Source organism: Streptomyces sp. NPDC018964 (assembly GCF_044390325.1).
Classification (GTDB): domain Bacteria; phylum Actinomycetota; class Actinomycetes; order Streptomycetales; family Streptomycetaceae; genus Streptomyces.
On record NZ_JBIRYZ010000020.1, the window covers coordinates 23,145 to 36,455 of the forward strand.

14 protein-coding genes are annotated in these 13,311 nt (G+C 72.4%); 5 read left to right on the forward strand and 9 right to left on the reverse strand.

Annotated features, from left to right (window positions below):
- Positions 1-10: 10 nt before the first annotated feature.
- Positions 11-907 carry a zinc ABC transporter permease AztB gene (gene aztB, locus ACH5AO_RS27200; protein WP_398929072.1) on the reverse strand — a complete coding sequence of 299 codons (897 nt, stop codon included), beginning with the start codon at positions 905-907 and terminating at the stop codon, positions 11-13.
- A 14-nt stretch (positions 908-921) separates the two neighbouring features.
- Between aztB and aztA the strand changes: the two genes are divergently transcribed.
- On the forward strand, positions 922-1,665 hold the full coding sequence (gene aztA, locus ACH5AO_RS27205) for a zinc ABC transporter ATP-binding protein AztA (protein ID WP_398929075.1): 744 nt from the start codon (positions 922-924) through the stop codon (positions 1,663-1,665).
- Between the two features lie 243 nt (positions 1,666-1,908).
- Positions 1,909-2,352 (forward strand): hypothetical protein, encoded by a 444-nt coding sequence (locus ACH5AO_RS27210; protein WP_398929076.1) that lies wholly within the window; start codon positions 1,909-1,911, stop codon positions 2,350-2,352.
- A gap of 169 nt (positions 2,353-2,521) precedes the next feature.
- On the opposite strand, the gene ACH5AO_RS27215 is transcribed toward ACH5AO_RS27210, so the two are convergent.
- The 7 genes from ACH5AO_RS27215 to ACH5AO_RS27245 all read right to left on the reverse strand — a co-directional run bounded on the left by ACH5AO_RS27215 (position 2,522) and on the right by ACH5AO_RS27245 (position 8,981).
- Positions 2,522-3,535 (reverse strand): pyridoxal-phosphate dependent enzyme, encoded by a 1,014-nt coding sequence (locus tag ACH5AO_RS27215; RefSeq protein ID WP_398929078.1) that lies wholly within the window; start codon positions 3,533-3,535, stop codon positions 2,522-2,524.
- A complete protein-coding gene (locus ACH5AO_RS27220) occupies positions 3,493-4,497 on the reverse strand; it encodes a GHMP kinase (RefSeq protein WP_398929080.1) in 1,005 nt (334 codons plus the stop codon). The genes ACH5AO_RS27215 and ACH5AO_RS27220 overlap by 43 nt, the downstream gene beginning before the upstream one ends.
- The gene (locus ACH5AO_RS27225; RefSeq protein ID WP_398929082.1) at positions 4,494-5,303 is read right to left on the reverse strand and encodes a Rossmann-like domain-containing protein; all 810 of its coding nucleotides are present in this window, start codon (positions 5,301-5,303) and stop codon (positions 4,494-4,496) included. The genes ACH5AO_RS27220 and ACH5AO_RS27225 overlap by 4 nt, the downstream gene beginning before the upstream one ends.
- Positions 5,300-6,052 (reverse strand): methyltransferase, encoded by a 753-nt coding sequence (locus ACH5AO_RS27230; RefSeq protein WP_398929083.1) that lies wholly within the window; start codon positions 6,050-6,052, stop codon positions 5,300-5,302. The genes ACH5AO_RS27225 and ACH5AO_RS27230 overlap by 4 nt, the downstream gene beginning before the upstream one ends.
- Before the next feature lie 109 nt (positions 6,053-6,161).
- Positions 6,162-7,172 carry an ABC transporter substrate-binding protein gene (locus tag ACH5AO_RS27235; protein ID WP_398929085.1) on the reverse strand — a complete coding sequence of 337 codons (1,011 nt, stop codon included), beginning with the start codon at positions 7,170-7,172 and terminating at the stop codon, positions 6,162-6,164.
- A 14-nt stretch (positions 7,173-7,186) separates the two neighbouring features.
- The gene (locus ACH5AO_RS27240; protein WP_398929087.1) at positions 7,187-7,960 is read right to left on the reverse strand and encodes an ABC transporter ATP-binding protein; all 774 of its coding nucleotides are present in this window, start codon (positions 7,958-7,960) and stop codon (positions 7,187-7,189) included.
- Between the two features lies 1 nt (position 7,961).
- Positions 7,962-8,981, reverse strand: coding sequence for a FecCD family ABC transporter permease (locus tag ACH5AO_RS27245; RefSeq protein WP_398929272.1), 1,020 nt, complete (start codon positions 8,979-8,981; stop codon positions 7,962-7,964).
- Between the two features lie 412 nt (positions 8,982-9,393).
- Here ACH5AO_RS27245 and ACH5AO_RS27250 point away from each other — a divergent pair, with 412 nt between their 5' ends.
- Positions 9,394-10,677, forward strand: coding sequence for an MFS transporter (locus ACH5AO_RS27250; protein WP_398929089.1), 1,284 nt, complete (start codon positions 9,394-9,396; stop codon positions 10,675-10,677).
- 175 nt (positions 10,678-10,852) lie between these two features.
- Here the strand turns inward: ACH5AO_RS27250 and ACH5AO_RS27255 are convergent, their stop codons facing one another.
- On the reverse strand, positions 10,853-11,791 hold the full coding sequence (locus tag ACH5AO_RS27255) for an SDR family oxidoreductase (protein ID WP_398929091.1): 939 nt from the start codon (positions 11,789-11,791) through the stop codon (positions 10,853-10,855).
- 296 nt (positions 11,792-12,087) lie between these two features.
- Between ACH5AO_RS27255 and ACH5AO_RS27260 the strand changes: the two genes are divergently transcribed.
- A complete protein-coding gene (locus ACH5AO_RS27260) occupies positions 12,088-12,423 on the forward strand; it encodes a molybdopterin-binding protein (RefSeq protein ID WP_398929093.1) in 336 nt (111 codons plus the stop codon).
- The gene (gene modA, locus ACH5AO_RS27265; RefSeq protein ID WP_398929095.1) at positions 12,423-13,253 is read left to right on the forward strand and encodes a molybdate ABC transporter substrate-binding protein; all 831 of its coding nucleotides are present in this window, start codon (positions 12,423-12,425) and stop codon (positions 13,251-13,253) included. Before ACH5AO_RS27260 ends, modA begins: the two co-directional genes overlap by 1 nt.
- Positions 13,254-13,311 lie beyond the last annotated feature (58 nt).

The following is a 13,311-nucleotide window of genomic DNA, read 5'->3' on the forward strand; positions in this document are numbered from 1 at the left end:
GGAGATCGCCTCAGGTTTCGTTCGGTCGGGTCGTGGGGGCGTTCGCGATGGAAGCGGCGGCGCGGGCGGGGAGACCGACCCGGTGCGCACGGCGCCGGTGCCGGAGTCCGGACGCCAGGTGGGACAGGAAGAAGAGGCTGACCGCGAGGGCCGAGACGGTCGCTCCGGCCGCGGTGCTCAGGTGCCAGGAGAGCAGCAGGCCGCCGAAGGTGGCGGATGCGCCGAGGACCGCGGCCAGGACCATGACGCCGCTCACGCTGCGCGCCCAGGGCAGGGCCGCCGCGGGCGGGGCGATGAGCAGGCCGAGGACGAGCAGCGTGCCCACGATGTGGAAGGAGGCGACGATGGCCAGGGCCAGCAGGCCGAGCAGCACGGCGTGGGCGAGGCGGGGGCGCAGGCCGAGCGTGTGGGCCTTGCGCTCGTCGAACGCCAGGGCCAGGAAGGCCCGGTGGCCGAGCACCGCGACGGCCAGCGCCGACAGCAGCGCCACGCCGAGGAGGACCAGGTCGCTCTCCCGCACGGCGAGGACGTCCCCGAAGAGGAAGCCGGTGAGGTCCACCGCGAAGGACTGCGAGCGCGACACGATGATGACGCCCAGCGACAGCATGCCGACGAACAGCAGACCGATGCCGGTGTCCTGGGACAGCCTCGGCGTGCGGCCGAGCGCGGTGACGCCCGCGGTCATCACGGCCGCGCTCACCACCGCCCCCACCAGCGGGTTGCCCCCGAGCAGGGCGGCGACCGCGACACCGGGCAGCAGTCCGTGGGACATGGCGTCACCGAGGAAGGCCATCCCCCTCAGCACCACCCACGTCCCCGCGAGGGCGCATATCGCCGATACCAGGATCCCGGCCCACAGGGCCCGTTGCACAAAAGCCACTTCGAAAGGGGCCGTCAACCACTCCATACGAGGACCCTACAATGACAACCATGTTCAAAAAACACCCGCCGGTGCCGCCCTGCGACGGACCGAGGAGCGAGCGCGTCCGTTTCAGCGACCTGGACGCGGGCTACCCCGGACGTCCGGTACTCCGTCAACTCACCGCTCGAATAACGGCCTTGGCCATGACGGCGCTCGTCGGACCGAACGGCAGCGGGAAGTCCACGCTGCTCGGCGTCCTCGCCGGCGTGATCGACGCCACGTCCGGACAGCTCCAGTACGCGGAAGGCCGCCCGCCGGCCTTCGTCCCACAGCGTGGCGCCGTCGGCGACGCACTCCCCCTCACCGCGCGGCAGACCGTCGAGATGGGCCGCTGGGGAGAGCGGGGGCTGTGGCGGCGGCCGACCCGGCAGGACCGGGCCGTGGTCGACTCCGCCATGGAGCGACTGGGCGTGGCCGACCTCGCCGGCCGCCAGCTCGGCGAGTTGTCGGGCGGCCAGCGCCAGCGCGTCCTGATCGCCCAGGGCCTCGCCCAGCAGTCCGACCTGCTGCTCCTGGACGAGCCGACCACCGGGCTCGACCCCGAGGCCCGGGAACGGATCACGGCGCTGTTGACGGAACTGGTCGCCGACGGCACGACCGTCGTCCAGGCCACGCACGACCTGGAGGCCGCCCGTTCGGCCGACGCCTGCCTGCTCCTCAGCGACGGCCGGCTGGTCGGGCAGGGTCCGCCCGAGCGGGTACTCACTCCGGAGGCGCTGTCCCGGATCTGGCAGCCGGCGTGAAGCAGCCGGGCCGGTGACGCCGGCGCGCTCGCCCCACCACCGTCCGTACTGTGGGACATACAGGAACTCACCGGCTCCGCCCACGGATCGCACGGGCTGCCTCATCGATCCGGGCAAGTCCGACACCATGTGAGAACCGCGCTGACGGCCACGAGCCGACCTGGCACGGTGGACGCAGAACGGTGAAGCCAGTGACGTGAGCGATCAGAAGTACGCGGGAGGAGAGGCGGGCTCGCCGACGCCGTGCGCCTGACCGTGCGGACCTGTGTGCAGGTCCTGCTCGGCGGATCCGCGCTCCTCACGATCGTCACGGTCACCGGGGTGCTCGGGCCGATGCTCGGGCTCGGCCTCCGCACACCGCCCGTCGCGGCCCGGTGGACCGTGTTCACCGCCGTGGTCGTCCAGGGGTGGTCGTCCAGGGGGTGCCGCTCCTCCTGCCCGGCGCGTCGGTCTCCGCGGCCGTCGGCGCGCTCGTGCCCGAACGGGTCCTCACCCGTCCGCTGCCGCGCCGCCCACGCCGGCGGGTACTCGCTGAAGGGCCGCACGGTCCGCCTGACCGGGTTCGTCACCACGGGCGACGGCGGCACCCGGTACGTCACCCGGCTGCGGGTGGCGTGCTGCGCGGCCGACGCGACGGCGGTCAGGGCGGAGGCGGCGCGGGGGCGCCGGAGGCCGGCACGTGGGTGACGGTGACGGGGACCTGGCACACCCGGGGCGAGCTGGGCTCGGCCGCGGCCCGGACCCCGGTGCCGGACGCCACGACGGTCCGTGCGGTCGCCGAGCCGTCGGACCCCTGCGAGGAACACGGAGACTCCGATGCTCTCCTGCCGTCACCCGGCCCCGTCCCCGCGGCGGCCTACCTGAGGAGTGCTCCCTCGGGCGCGGGTGAGCCGTCCCAGCTCATGCGTGACCACGGGAGGGACAGTTCGTCCGTGCCGCTCACCGACCGAGGGGCCAGGTCCTCGATCCGGGCGGCCTCCCGGTGCCGGGCGAACACGGTGTCGACGTAGCGGTGTCCGGTGTCGGCGGCGATGAACAGGGCCGTACGGCGGGGGTCTTCGCGGCGCTCCCACCGGGCGGCGAGGTAGGCGGCTCCGGTGGACAGGCCCGCGAAGACGGCGTGCCGGCGCAGCAGGTCGACGCTGCCGGCGAGGGCGGCGTCGAAGGCGAGCCAGTGCAGGATGTCGTAGAGGTCGTGGCGGACGTTGCCGAAGGGGATGGAGCTGCCGATCCCGGCGATGATGATCTCCGGGTCGGCGACGTGCTCGCTGCCGAAGGTGACGCTCCCGTACGGCTGGACGCCCACGAGCCGTACGTCGACGGAGCGTTTCCTCAGGTAGTGGGTGAGGGCGCCGGTGGAGGCGCCGGAGCCCACTCCGCCGACGAACGTGAGGGGGTCGCCGCCGGCCCGGGCCTGGATCCGCTCGGCGACGGCTTCGTAGCCGAGGTAGTGGATGTCGTCGTGGTACTGGCGCATCCAGTGGTAGTCCGGATTGTCCCGCAGGATCTCGCGGACGCGGGCGACGCGGCGGTTCTGGTCGAGCTTGAGGCTGCTGCTGGGCGGCATCTGCTCCAGGTGGGCGCCGAGGATGTCGAGTTGGGTGCGCAGGGTGTGGTCGACGGTGGTGGAGCCGACGATGTGGCAGCGCATGCCGTAGCGGTGGCAGGCCAGGGCGAGTGCGTAGGCGTAGATGCCACTGGAGCTGTCGATGAGGGTGTCGCCGCGTCGTACGGCTCCGGTGTCGAGCAGGTGGCGTACGGCGGCCAGCGCGGAGACGACCTTCATGGTCTCGAAGCGGAGGCAGAGCAGGCCCTCGTCGAGGCGTATCAGGTCCGGGCGGCCGATGGCTTCCGAGATGTGTTCGTCCACGGGAACTCCTCGCTGGTGGCGGACGCGAAGGTGGTGAAGGTCCGGGTCGGTGTGATGCCCTCGCGGTCCAGGGCACGGGTGCAGCGGCGCAGCCTGTGGTGCAGCCCGGGAGAGCGGGGGTCGTAGAGGATGCCGGCGACGTTGCCGCTGTGGGCGATCTGCACGCCGACGGCGCCCGTGCTGTCGGCGATGCCGGTGAGGACGGGGAACTCCTCGTGGCGCAGGACGCGTTGCCGCAGGCGGGCACTGGCGGTGCCGACCCGGCCGAGGAGGGTGGTGTCGGCGTCGGTCACCGCGCGGCGGAGCATGCGGCGCAGGTGCCCGTAGGCGGCGAGGTCGCCGTCGTGGTGGAGGGCGGGGAGGGAGAGGGTGTCGACCGGTGCGCCCGATGCGAGCGTGCACCCGACCACCACGGCGGGCGGCAGTGCGGAGCCGAGGACCTCGAGGACACGGCCCTCGCGCTGCGCGAAGAGCAGGGGGCGCGAACCGTGCATCAGGGGGTCGCTGGCGCCCTCGGCGCGCACCGCGATGCGGGCGATCGTCTCCGACGGCAGCAGCACACCCCAGGAGTCGGCGACCGCCCGCACCGTGGCGATGACGTCGCTGGTGGAGGAGCCCATGCCGAGGCCGACGGGGAGGTCCCCGGTGAGGGTCAACTCCCCGCCGCAGGGCTCCGCGTCGTGGCGCGCGGCGCACTCCCGTACCGCGAGGACGGCCGCCGCCCGCGCCTTGGTCCGCCCGGCGGGCGTCACCCGCACGTCGTCCGGCGGGCTGCCGGGCCGGTGCGTGAACCGCGCGGTGCTGCCCGGTCCGTTCATCGGCATGGTGACCAGTGCGTGGACGGGGCGACGCCGCTCGTCGAGGAAGACGCCCTGCAGGATCTCGCCGTGGTGGCAGGCGGCGCGCCCCGTGCCCTCCGTGCCACGGTCGGCGGCCTCCGGCGGGCGGGTGGCCGCCGTCATGCGCCGGCCACCGCCCGGTAGCGGTACAGGGTGGTGGGTTCGGCGCTGAACTGGGAGAAGGGGAAGGGCTCCGCGGACAGCGCGGTCACCCCCGCGCCGAGGAAGGCGCGCGCCACGGCGCTGCCGGTCTGGGCGTAGACCACCAGGGGCACACCGCGTTCCCGGCAGCGCGACAGGACGGTGTCGAAGCTGCCGTTGCTGAGGGTCATTCCGGTGGCCACGACCGCGTCGGCGGCGTCGAGGACCTCGTGCATGTCGTCGGTGACCGGGTCGCCCCACTGGGTGGTGCGCAGGTTGAAGTCGCAGGGCAGGGGATCACCGCCGCGCTCGCGGATGGCCGCGACGAGCGGGTTGACCACTCCGATGAGAGCGACCTTGGCCCCGGCGTCGATGTCCAGGAGCCCGGCGATGGCCGCGTCCCGGGCCAGCGCCCGGGTCTCGGGCGTTCCGGCGGGCAGGGTGACCGGCTCCGCCTCCCTCGCCTCCCGGTGCGGGCGGACCGAGCTGAGGTAGGCGTCGAGCGCGGCGATCCGCAGCGGTCTCGGCGCCGCGCGCAGCAGCGTGTCGACGGGAGCGCCGGAGGCGTCGCGGCACAGGGACGGGTCGACCTCGCCCGCCTCGAAGGCGCAGCCGCCGAAGGAGTCGCCCAGGCGGACGAGGACGTACTGGTTGAGGTAGGTGGTGTTCCCGCCGGCCAGCCGGGTGCCGTGGTGCACCCAGAACACGCTGGTGGCGACGAGGTCGGCGGGGCGGGGGCCGTGCTCGCCCGCCAGGACGGCGGCCAGGAGTTCCTCGGTGTTCTTCATCGCCGTCCTCCGGTGCGGGGCTTCTCGTGGGTGATGCGGAAGAGGAAGGTCAGCACGCCGTCCTGCCAGTCGTGGAGATGGTCGACGCGAGGGCTGAGTCCGTGGTCCAGGGCGTGCTGGACCAGGGCCCGCAGGTCCGCGGTGTTGGAGGCGATGACGTGGATCTCGCCGCCGGGGGCCAGCAGGTCCCTTTCCGCGATCTGGGTGAAGAACTTCGCCAACAGGGGCGCGCCCACGCACACGTTGCGTACGACGTCGGGGTCGTCGCTGACGGTCTGGCTGACGGCGGGCGGGTTGAAGGTGACGACGTCCAGCTGGACGTCGTCGGGGAGAGCGTCGAAGACGTCGCTCACCGCGGGGAGGAACGCGGTGTCCGGGCGTTCGCCGACCAGGCGCCGGTAGTGGCCGGTGGCGGCGGCCACGCTCTGCGGGTGGACGTCGAGCGCGTGGATCTCCCGGGCGCCCCGGATGCCCGCCGCGACGGCCTCGACGCCCAGGCCGACGCCCATGGCGGCGTACCGGAGACCGCGGGTCTCGATCCGGCCGTCGAGGACCCGCTCGTGGATCAGGCGGCTGGTCCAGCCGGGCAGGAAGACGCCGGGCGGAACGTCGAACGTCCAGCCGTTCCACTCGTAGGAACGAGTGGTGTGCGGGTCCGCCTTGGGCTGGTTGAGGGCGATGATCCGGTCGGCGGGCAGGGGTGGGGGCAACTGCTCGAGAAGAGCCTGGCCGGTCGATTCATGGTCCATGTCCGTGGGGTCCTTTCCTTGTCGCACGACGGGATGGCGCGGCCACGCCGAAGGACGGCCTGCCCGGCGGGCTTGCGTGCCTGCCGGACAGGCCGTGGCGTGCGGAGGCTCAGCCCTTGAGTTCGCGCAGGTAGGTGGCGAACTTCTCCAGGCCGTCGATGTTGCGGGGGCCGCTGATGCCCTCGTTGTAGTCGAGGACGAAGAAGTTGTTCTTCTTCACGGCCGGGAGTTCCCTGGTGTGGGGGGACTTCTTCAGGAAGTCGATCTTCTTTGCGGCGGGCAGGTCGCCGTAGTCGAGGATGACGATGACCTCGGGCTCGCTCTCGGCCACGGATTCCCAGTTGACCTGGGTCCAGCGCTCGTCGAGGCCGTCGAAGACGTTCTTGCCGCCTGCCGTCTTGATGATGTCGTTGGGGGGCACCTGGTTGCCCGCGGTGAACGGCTGGTCGGTACCGGAGTCGTAGAGGAAGACGGGCACCGGATCACCCTCCGGGGCCTTGTCCTTGACCGCCTCCACGCGCTTCTTCAACCCGTCGACGACTTCCGTGGCCTTCTCGTCGACCCGGAAGATCCTGCCGAGCCGTTCGAGGTCGGTGTAGAGAGCCTCGAAGGGGGTCATCTTCTCGGGGTGTCCGGGGTAGTTGAAGCAGCTCTCGGTGTGCATGAAGCTCTGGATGCCGAGCTTGTCGAGGATCTCGGGCGTGATGCCCCGCTCGTCCTTGAAGCCGGAGTTCCAGCCGGCCACGACGAAGTCGGACTTGGCCTCGACCACGACTTCCTTGTTGAGGAGGTCGTCGCTGAGCATCTTCACCTTCGCGTACTCGGACGCCCAGGGGGACTCGCTCACCGGCGGGTTCGCGGGAGGCATCACATAGCCGTACACGTGCTCGGTCAGGCCGAGGGCGAACAGCTTGTCCGCACTGCCGCCTTCGTAGGCGACGGCCCGCTCCGGCACCGTGTACTCCACCGGTTCGCCGCAGCGCTTGACGGTGACCTTGCCGGACTCCTCGGCGCCCGGTTCGAGATCGGCACCGCATCCGCTGAGCATCAGGACCGCCGCCAGGGCGGAGCCGAGGGCGGCAGGCCGGCGGAGTCCGGCGCGGGTTCGGGTGGTACGCATGCGTGAGTGGCCTTTCAACGGGTGGAGTCGAGCGAATAGAGGAGCTGGGGGTCACCCGTCAGCGGGTGGGGGACGATGCTGGCCCTGACGCCGAAGACGTCGGCGACGAGGTCCGTCGTCAGCACGTCCGCGGGCACGCCCGAGGCGACCAGGCGGCCTTGGGAGAGCACGCCGAGCCGGTCGCAGGCCGCGGCGGCGAGGTTGAGGTCGTGCAGGACGACGAGGACGGTGAGCCCCGACCCGCGCAGCAGCGAGAGCAGGGCGACCTGGTGACGGACGTCCAGGTGATTGGTCGGCTCGTCCAGGACGAGGATCTCCGGTTCCTGCACGAGCGCGCGGGCCAGCAGGACACGCTGGCGCTCGCCGCCCGACAGCGTCAGGACGCCCCGGTGCGCGAGGTGTCCGATGTCGAGCTGCTCCATCGCCCGCTCGCACAGCTCGCGTTCCCGGCCACTGAGCGCCTGGTTGCCGCGCAGATGGGGCGCGCGTCCGAGCGCGACGACCTCCTCGACCGTGAAGTCGAAGTCGACGCCACCGTCCTGGGTCATGGCCGCGATGGTCCGTGCGCTGTGGCGCATCGGGAGGCGGGTCAGGTCCTGCTCGCCCACCCGGACGGTTCCGGAGCTGGGCCGCAGCGCCCGGTAGACGCACCGCAACGCGGTGGACTTGCCGCTTCCGTTGGGGCCCACGAGCCCCACGACCTGACCGTCCGGCACTTCCAGGGAGAGTTCACGCACGAGACTCCTGCCGTCCGTCACCACGGAGATCCCGTCGAGTTCCAGGTTCACGTCAGCGCCCTCCGAAGGTGTAGCCCCTGCGGCGCATCAGGGCGATGAAGACGGGCACCCCCACGAGCGCGGTGATGACCCCGAGCGGCAGCTCGCGCGGGGCGACCAGGGTTCGTGCCGCCAGGTCGACCCACACCATGAAGATCGCTCCGACCAGGGGGGCCACGGCGAGCACGCGGGCGTGTGTGGCCCCGACGACCATCCGCACCACGTGCGGCATGACGAGCCCGACGAAGGCGATGGCGCCGCTGACGGCGACCATGACGCCCGTGACGAGCGAGACGAGCACCAGCAGCACCTTGCGGTACCGGTCGGGATCGAAGCCGAGGCTCGCTGCGGTCTCGTCGCCGAGGGAGAGGACGTCCAGTGCCCGCCCGTACCGGTACAGGACCGCGAGGCCGGCCAGCACGACGGCGGAGACGACGGGCAGCGCGCCCCAGGACGCGGCACCGAAACTGCCCATGGTCCAGTACAGGACCATGCTCGTCGCCTCGCTGTCCGGGGCGAAGTAGATGATCAGGCTCATGACAGCCTGGAAGCCCAGCGACATGGCCACGCCCGTCAGCACGAGGCGCAGCGGGGACAGCGCACCCCGGCTGGAGGAGGCGGCGTACACCAGAAGCGAGGCGACAAGCGCGCCCGTGAAGGCACCGACGGAGACAGCGTAGACACCGAGTGCCGCGAGCCCTCCGGTGACCGTGACCCCGACGGCCCCCACGGAGGCGCCCGAGGAGACCCCGAGGACGAAGGGGTCGGCCAGCGCGTTGCGCACCATGGCCTGGATCGCCACGCCGACCGCGCTCAGTCCGGCCCCCACCAGTGCCGCGAGCAGCACGCGCGGCGTGCGGATCTGCCAGATGATCTGATACGTCGTCACCTCGTCGGAGCCGATGCGCCCTCCACTGAGAGCCGCCCACAGATGGCGGGCGGTCTCCCCCGGGGGGACGACCGCGGGCCCGAGCCCGATGGCGACGACGACGGACACGAGCAGGACGGCGGCCAACACCGCGCAGCCGAGCAGCAGTCCGTTGCGGGACGCGAGTCGAGTCCGCGCGGCCCCCGCGGGCCGGGGCGCCACCGCCTCGCCCGCGACCGCGTCCGCGTCGGCCGAGGACACGGAGGCCGGGAGCGGGGGCTTGTGCGGTACCGTCACTTTCCCTCACTAATGAAAATCATGTTCATATTCGGGAACCTAGCACGCCCCCGACCCGACAGACAGCCCGGACCGACCGGCGACACGGGGTCGCGGCACCCTCGTGAGAGGACGGCCGACAGCACTCTAATGGAAACGATTATCACTGCGATAGTGTGGTGGCCGCGCCGCCCGCCGTGTGCCACGGCCGGTCCCCTCGCACAACCTCCCTGCCGGGCAGGGAAGTTGTAGCCGGTTCGCATCCGATCCGTTGCCGCTGACAGGACAGGAGTACTCCCTCGTGCCCACCCCCTCCGCCCCTCCCGTCACCGCCGAGCCCCCTCCCGTGGAGCAGCGCCCGATCCTGCTCGACCTGCCCTTCCTCCGTCTCTGGACGGGCGCCACCGCATCGGGCCTGGCCACCTGGGCCCTGCCCTTCGTCCTCGGCCTCGCCGTCCTCGACCGGACCCTGGCCGCCACCGACCTCGGTCTGCTACTCGCGGCGCGCACCGTCGGGTTCCTCGCCGCGGTGCCCGTGGCCGGGGTGCTCGCCGACCGGCACTCCCGCCGGGGCGTCGTGCTGTGGGCGGGGCTCGCCGCCGGAGCGGCGGCGCCGGTGATCGCCGTCGGCCTGGACCGCTCGGTGCCGCTGATGACGGCGGCCGCCGTGCTGGCGGGGGCCGGCCAGGGCGCCTGCCGACCCGCCTATCAGGCCCTGACCGCCGAGGTCGTCGACGCGGCTCGCCGGCAGCAGGCCAACGCCGCCATGACACTGGCGGTACGGGTCACCACGCTCGTGGGCCCCTCCCTGGCCGCGCTGCTCGCCGTCTTCCTGGACATCCGGGCACTGCTGGTGGGCATCGGACTGCTCTGGCTCGTCGCGGCCTGCGTTCCCGGACGCGGCGCACGGCAGGACATCGCGGAGGACACGTCGAAGCCTTCGGCCGGTGAGGGCAGGACGTCCTTCCTGGCCGAGTTCACGGAGGGCGTCCGCGAGGCGCGCAGGCACCCCTGGTTCCTCGCCGGTCTGGGCGCGCTGACGGCCGTCATAGCCACCGGCTACTCCGCGACCGGCGTCGCCCTGCCCATGGTCAGCAGGGACGAGTACGGGACCGAGGTCGTTCTCGCGGGTGCGATGACCGCCTACACCGCCGGAGCGCTGGGAGGGGCACTGCTCATCGCCCGCTGGCGCCCGCGCTCCCCCGGCCTGGCCGCCCTCGCCGGCCTGGCCTCCTACGGCTTCGCCCCGCTCAGCCTGGTGTTTCCCGTGCACCCGGTCGTCGTGATGGCCGCCTACGCCGTCGCGGGCATCGGCATCGAACTGTTCAACGTGCCGTGGTTCACCGCCGCCCAGCGCGAGGTCGCCCCGGACAAACTGGCCCGCGTCTCCTCACTGGACTTCCTGCTCTCCTACGGCCTCGCCCCGGTCGGACTCGCCGTCATCGCCCCCGCCATCGACGCCTTCGGCGCCACGGCGGTCCTCGCGGGCTGCGCGCTCGTCTGCTTCACGGCACCCGCCGCCGCCGCCCTCACCCCCAGCGCCCGTACCTTCTCGACCGCACGACGGTCCGGCGACGCCCACTGACGACCGCGGCAAGGAACGCGCCCCTGGCGGAGGCGGCCTGGAGTCATCCCCCCGTGCGTCGTCCGCACCCGCGTCCCCCGTGAACGCGCCCGCGAGGCACGCGAACCGCCCCGTCGCGGCGGGGCGTTGAAGGCCGCGGGGGCATGCCGTTGGTCCATGGCGCCGTCCGTCGCCGTCACGCGCAGCGCAGACCGGTCAGTTCCTCGGAGCGGTCCCAGATCCGACGGGCGTCGTCCGTGCTCCGCAGGCGGCTGTAGAGCTTCTGTCGCGCGGGCGGGCCGCCCAGCCGGCCGGGGCCGCCGGGGCCGTAGAACGCTCCGCGCTCGGCCTGCGGCGACGTGGCGGCGTACAGCGCGGGGAGTTGCGCGGTGCGGACCGTGCCCAGGAGGATGCCGCGGGCGGACAGGACGCGGATGACCCGTACGCCCAGGGTGTCCTGGGCGCGGCCCACTTCGGGGCGGGCGGCGAGCAGGCTGGTGGGGGCGACGCCCGGGTGGGACAGGTTGCTGGTGATGCCCCAGTCACCGGCCGCGCTGCGGCGGTCGAGTTCCAGGCCGAAGAGGCCGAACGCGATCTTCGACTGGCTGTAGGCGCGCATGCCGTCGTAGGAGCATTCCCAGTTCAGGTCGTCCCAGTTGACGGCGTGTCGGTTCGCCGCGATGCTGATCTGCGAGGTCACCCGCGCCCGGCCGGCCCGCAGCAGCGGCAGCAGGTGGGCGACGAGGGCGAAGTGGCCGAGATGGTTGGTGCCGAACTGCAGCTCGAACCCGTCCGCGGTGGTCTGCCGCGCGGGCGGCGTCATGACCCCGGCGTTGTTGACGAGCAGGTGGATCGGGCGGCCCTCCGCCAGCAGCGTCTCGCCGAGCGCCGCCACGGAGCCGAGCGAGGACAGGTCGAGCGTGCGCAGGGACACCTCCGCGCCCGGCACCCGCGCCCGGATCGCGTCGAGCGCGGCCTCGCCCTTGCGCGGGTTGCGGACCGGCAGGAGCACCTCCGCACCGGCGGCCGCGAGACGGGTGGCGATGCCGAGCCCCAGGCCGTCGCTCGCACCGGTGACGACCGCGCGCCGGTCGGCCAGATCGGGGACGGTGATGTCGAAGTCGGTGCGCGGCATGGGCTTGCTCCTGGGGTGTCGTTGCTTCCCTCGTCGTGACGTCCCTTCCACCATGACCGGATCCGGTGACGGGATACAGGGTCTGCCGATCCCCCTATCGCGCGGCGAGGCCGCGCCCGTCTCGTCCTCTGCGAACAGGTCGGCGCGGGTCTCCGGTGATGACGATGCCGGCCAGTGGGCCGGCTGCCGTGTCGGCGGTCGCGAGGGACTGGTTCACGGACTACCACCTCCCGGGGGACCGCGCCCGACGAACCGTCCTACGCAAACGCAGATGCCATGCTTCACGAGATAAAGCCATGCTCTTGCGAAGCAACCTTGGTTATTCACTTGGCGTCTGCGGCGATACCATCTCCGCATGCGCACCTACCGGACCGGGCGGACGTCCCGCCGGCTCCTGCGCCCGCAGCCGGTTCAACGGCACCGTCACCGAGGTGACCGTCGAAGACGCGCCCGCCCGGGTGGAGGGCTGGGCCGGACCGTTCCGGGTGGTGGCGCCGGTCAGCCGCGAATCGGCCGGGGAACTCGGGCCGGGGCCCGGCGTTCCGGCGGTTGCCGCGATCAAGTCGACCGACGTGGTCGTCGAAGGACCGTGGATGTGTCCGTTCAGGACCGTAGAGGGAGTGGACCCGTGATGACCCGAACCGCGTGCCGGAACCGCCGGATGCTCCAGGTGACCGGCGCATGCGTCGCCGCGCTGCTGGCCCTGAGCGCCTGCTCGTCCTCCGGCTCGAACGCCGGGTCCGACGCCTCGGCGCCGGCCGGCGCCTCCGGGAAGCCGTCCGGAACCGTGAACGTCTTCGCCGCCGCCTCGCTGACGGAGAGCTTCACCGAGCTGGGCGAGGAGTTCGAGGAGCGGCACCCCGGCACGAAGGTCGTCTTCAACTTCGGCGGCAGCGACTCACTCGCCGCGGGCATCACCAGCGGCGCCCCGGCCGACGTGTTCGCCTCCGCCAGCCCCAAGACGATGAAGATCGTCACGGACGCCGGAGACGCGAAGGGCACACCGGCCACCTTCGTCCGCAACCGGCTGGAAATCGCCACCCTGCCCGGCAACCCCCACAGGATCGGCTCCCTGAAGGACCTCACCGCCGGCGATCTGAAGGTCGTGCTGTGCGACAGGACCGTGCCGTGCGGCGCCGCCGCCGCGAAGGCGCTGACCGCCGCCGGCCTCGAGCTCACGCCCGTCTCCTACGAGGAGGACGTCAAGTCCGCGCTCAACAAGGTGGTCCTGAAGGAGGCCGACGCCGCCGTCGTCTACCGGACCGATGTGAAGGCGGCCGGTGACAAGGTGGAGGGCGTGGAGTTCCCCGAGGCGGCCGAGGCGGCCGAGGCGATCAACGACTACCCGATCGCTCTGCTCGAGGATGCGCCCCACGCCGAGGGCGGCAAGGCGTTCATCGAGCTGGTGCGGTCCGCCGAGGGCCGGAAGGTGCTGACCGAGGCCGGGTTCACCGCCCCGTGACCCCGCCGCACAGGACCGGTGCCGCGGAGTTCACCGCGGTGCCGGACCGCCGGTCCGG

Coding starts and splice junctions, on each gene's coding strand:
- aztB (WP_398929072.1), bottom strand. CDS start 907: ATGGAGTGGTTGACGGCCCCTTTCGAAGTGGCTTTTGTGCAACGGGCC.
- aztA (WP_398929075.1), top strand. CDS start 922: ATGACAACCATGTTCAAAAAACACCCGCCGGTGCCGCCCTGCGACGGA.
- ACH5AO_RS27220 (WP_398929080.1), bottom strand. CDS start 4,497: ATGACGGCGGCCACCCGCCCGCCGGAGGCCGCCGACCGTGGCACGGAG.
- ACH5AO_RS27225 (WP_398929082.1), bottom strand. CDS start 5,303: ATGAAGAACACCGAGGAACTCCTGGCCGCCGTCCTGGCGGGCGAGCAC.
- ACH5AO_RS27230 (WP_398929083.1), bottom strand. CDS start 6,052: ATGGACCATGAATCGACCGGCCAGGCTCTTCTCGAGCAGTTGCCCCCA.
- ACH5AO_RS27235 (WP_398929085.1), bottom strand. CDS start 7,172: ATGCGTACCACCCGAACCCGCGCCGGACTCCGCCGGCCTGCCGCCCTC.
- ACH5AO_RS27255 (WP_398929091.1), bottom strand. CDS start 11,791: ATGCCGCGCACCGACTTCGACATCACCGTCCCCGATCTGGCCGACCGG.
- ACH5AO_RS27260 (WP_398929093.1), top strand. CDS start 12,088: ATGCTCTTGCGAAGCAACCTTGGTTATTCACTTGGCGTCTGCGGCGAT.
- modA (WP_398929095.1), top strand. CDS start 12,423: ATGACCCGAACCGCGTGCCGGAACCGCCGGATGCTCCAGGTGACCGGC.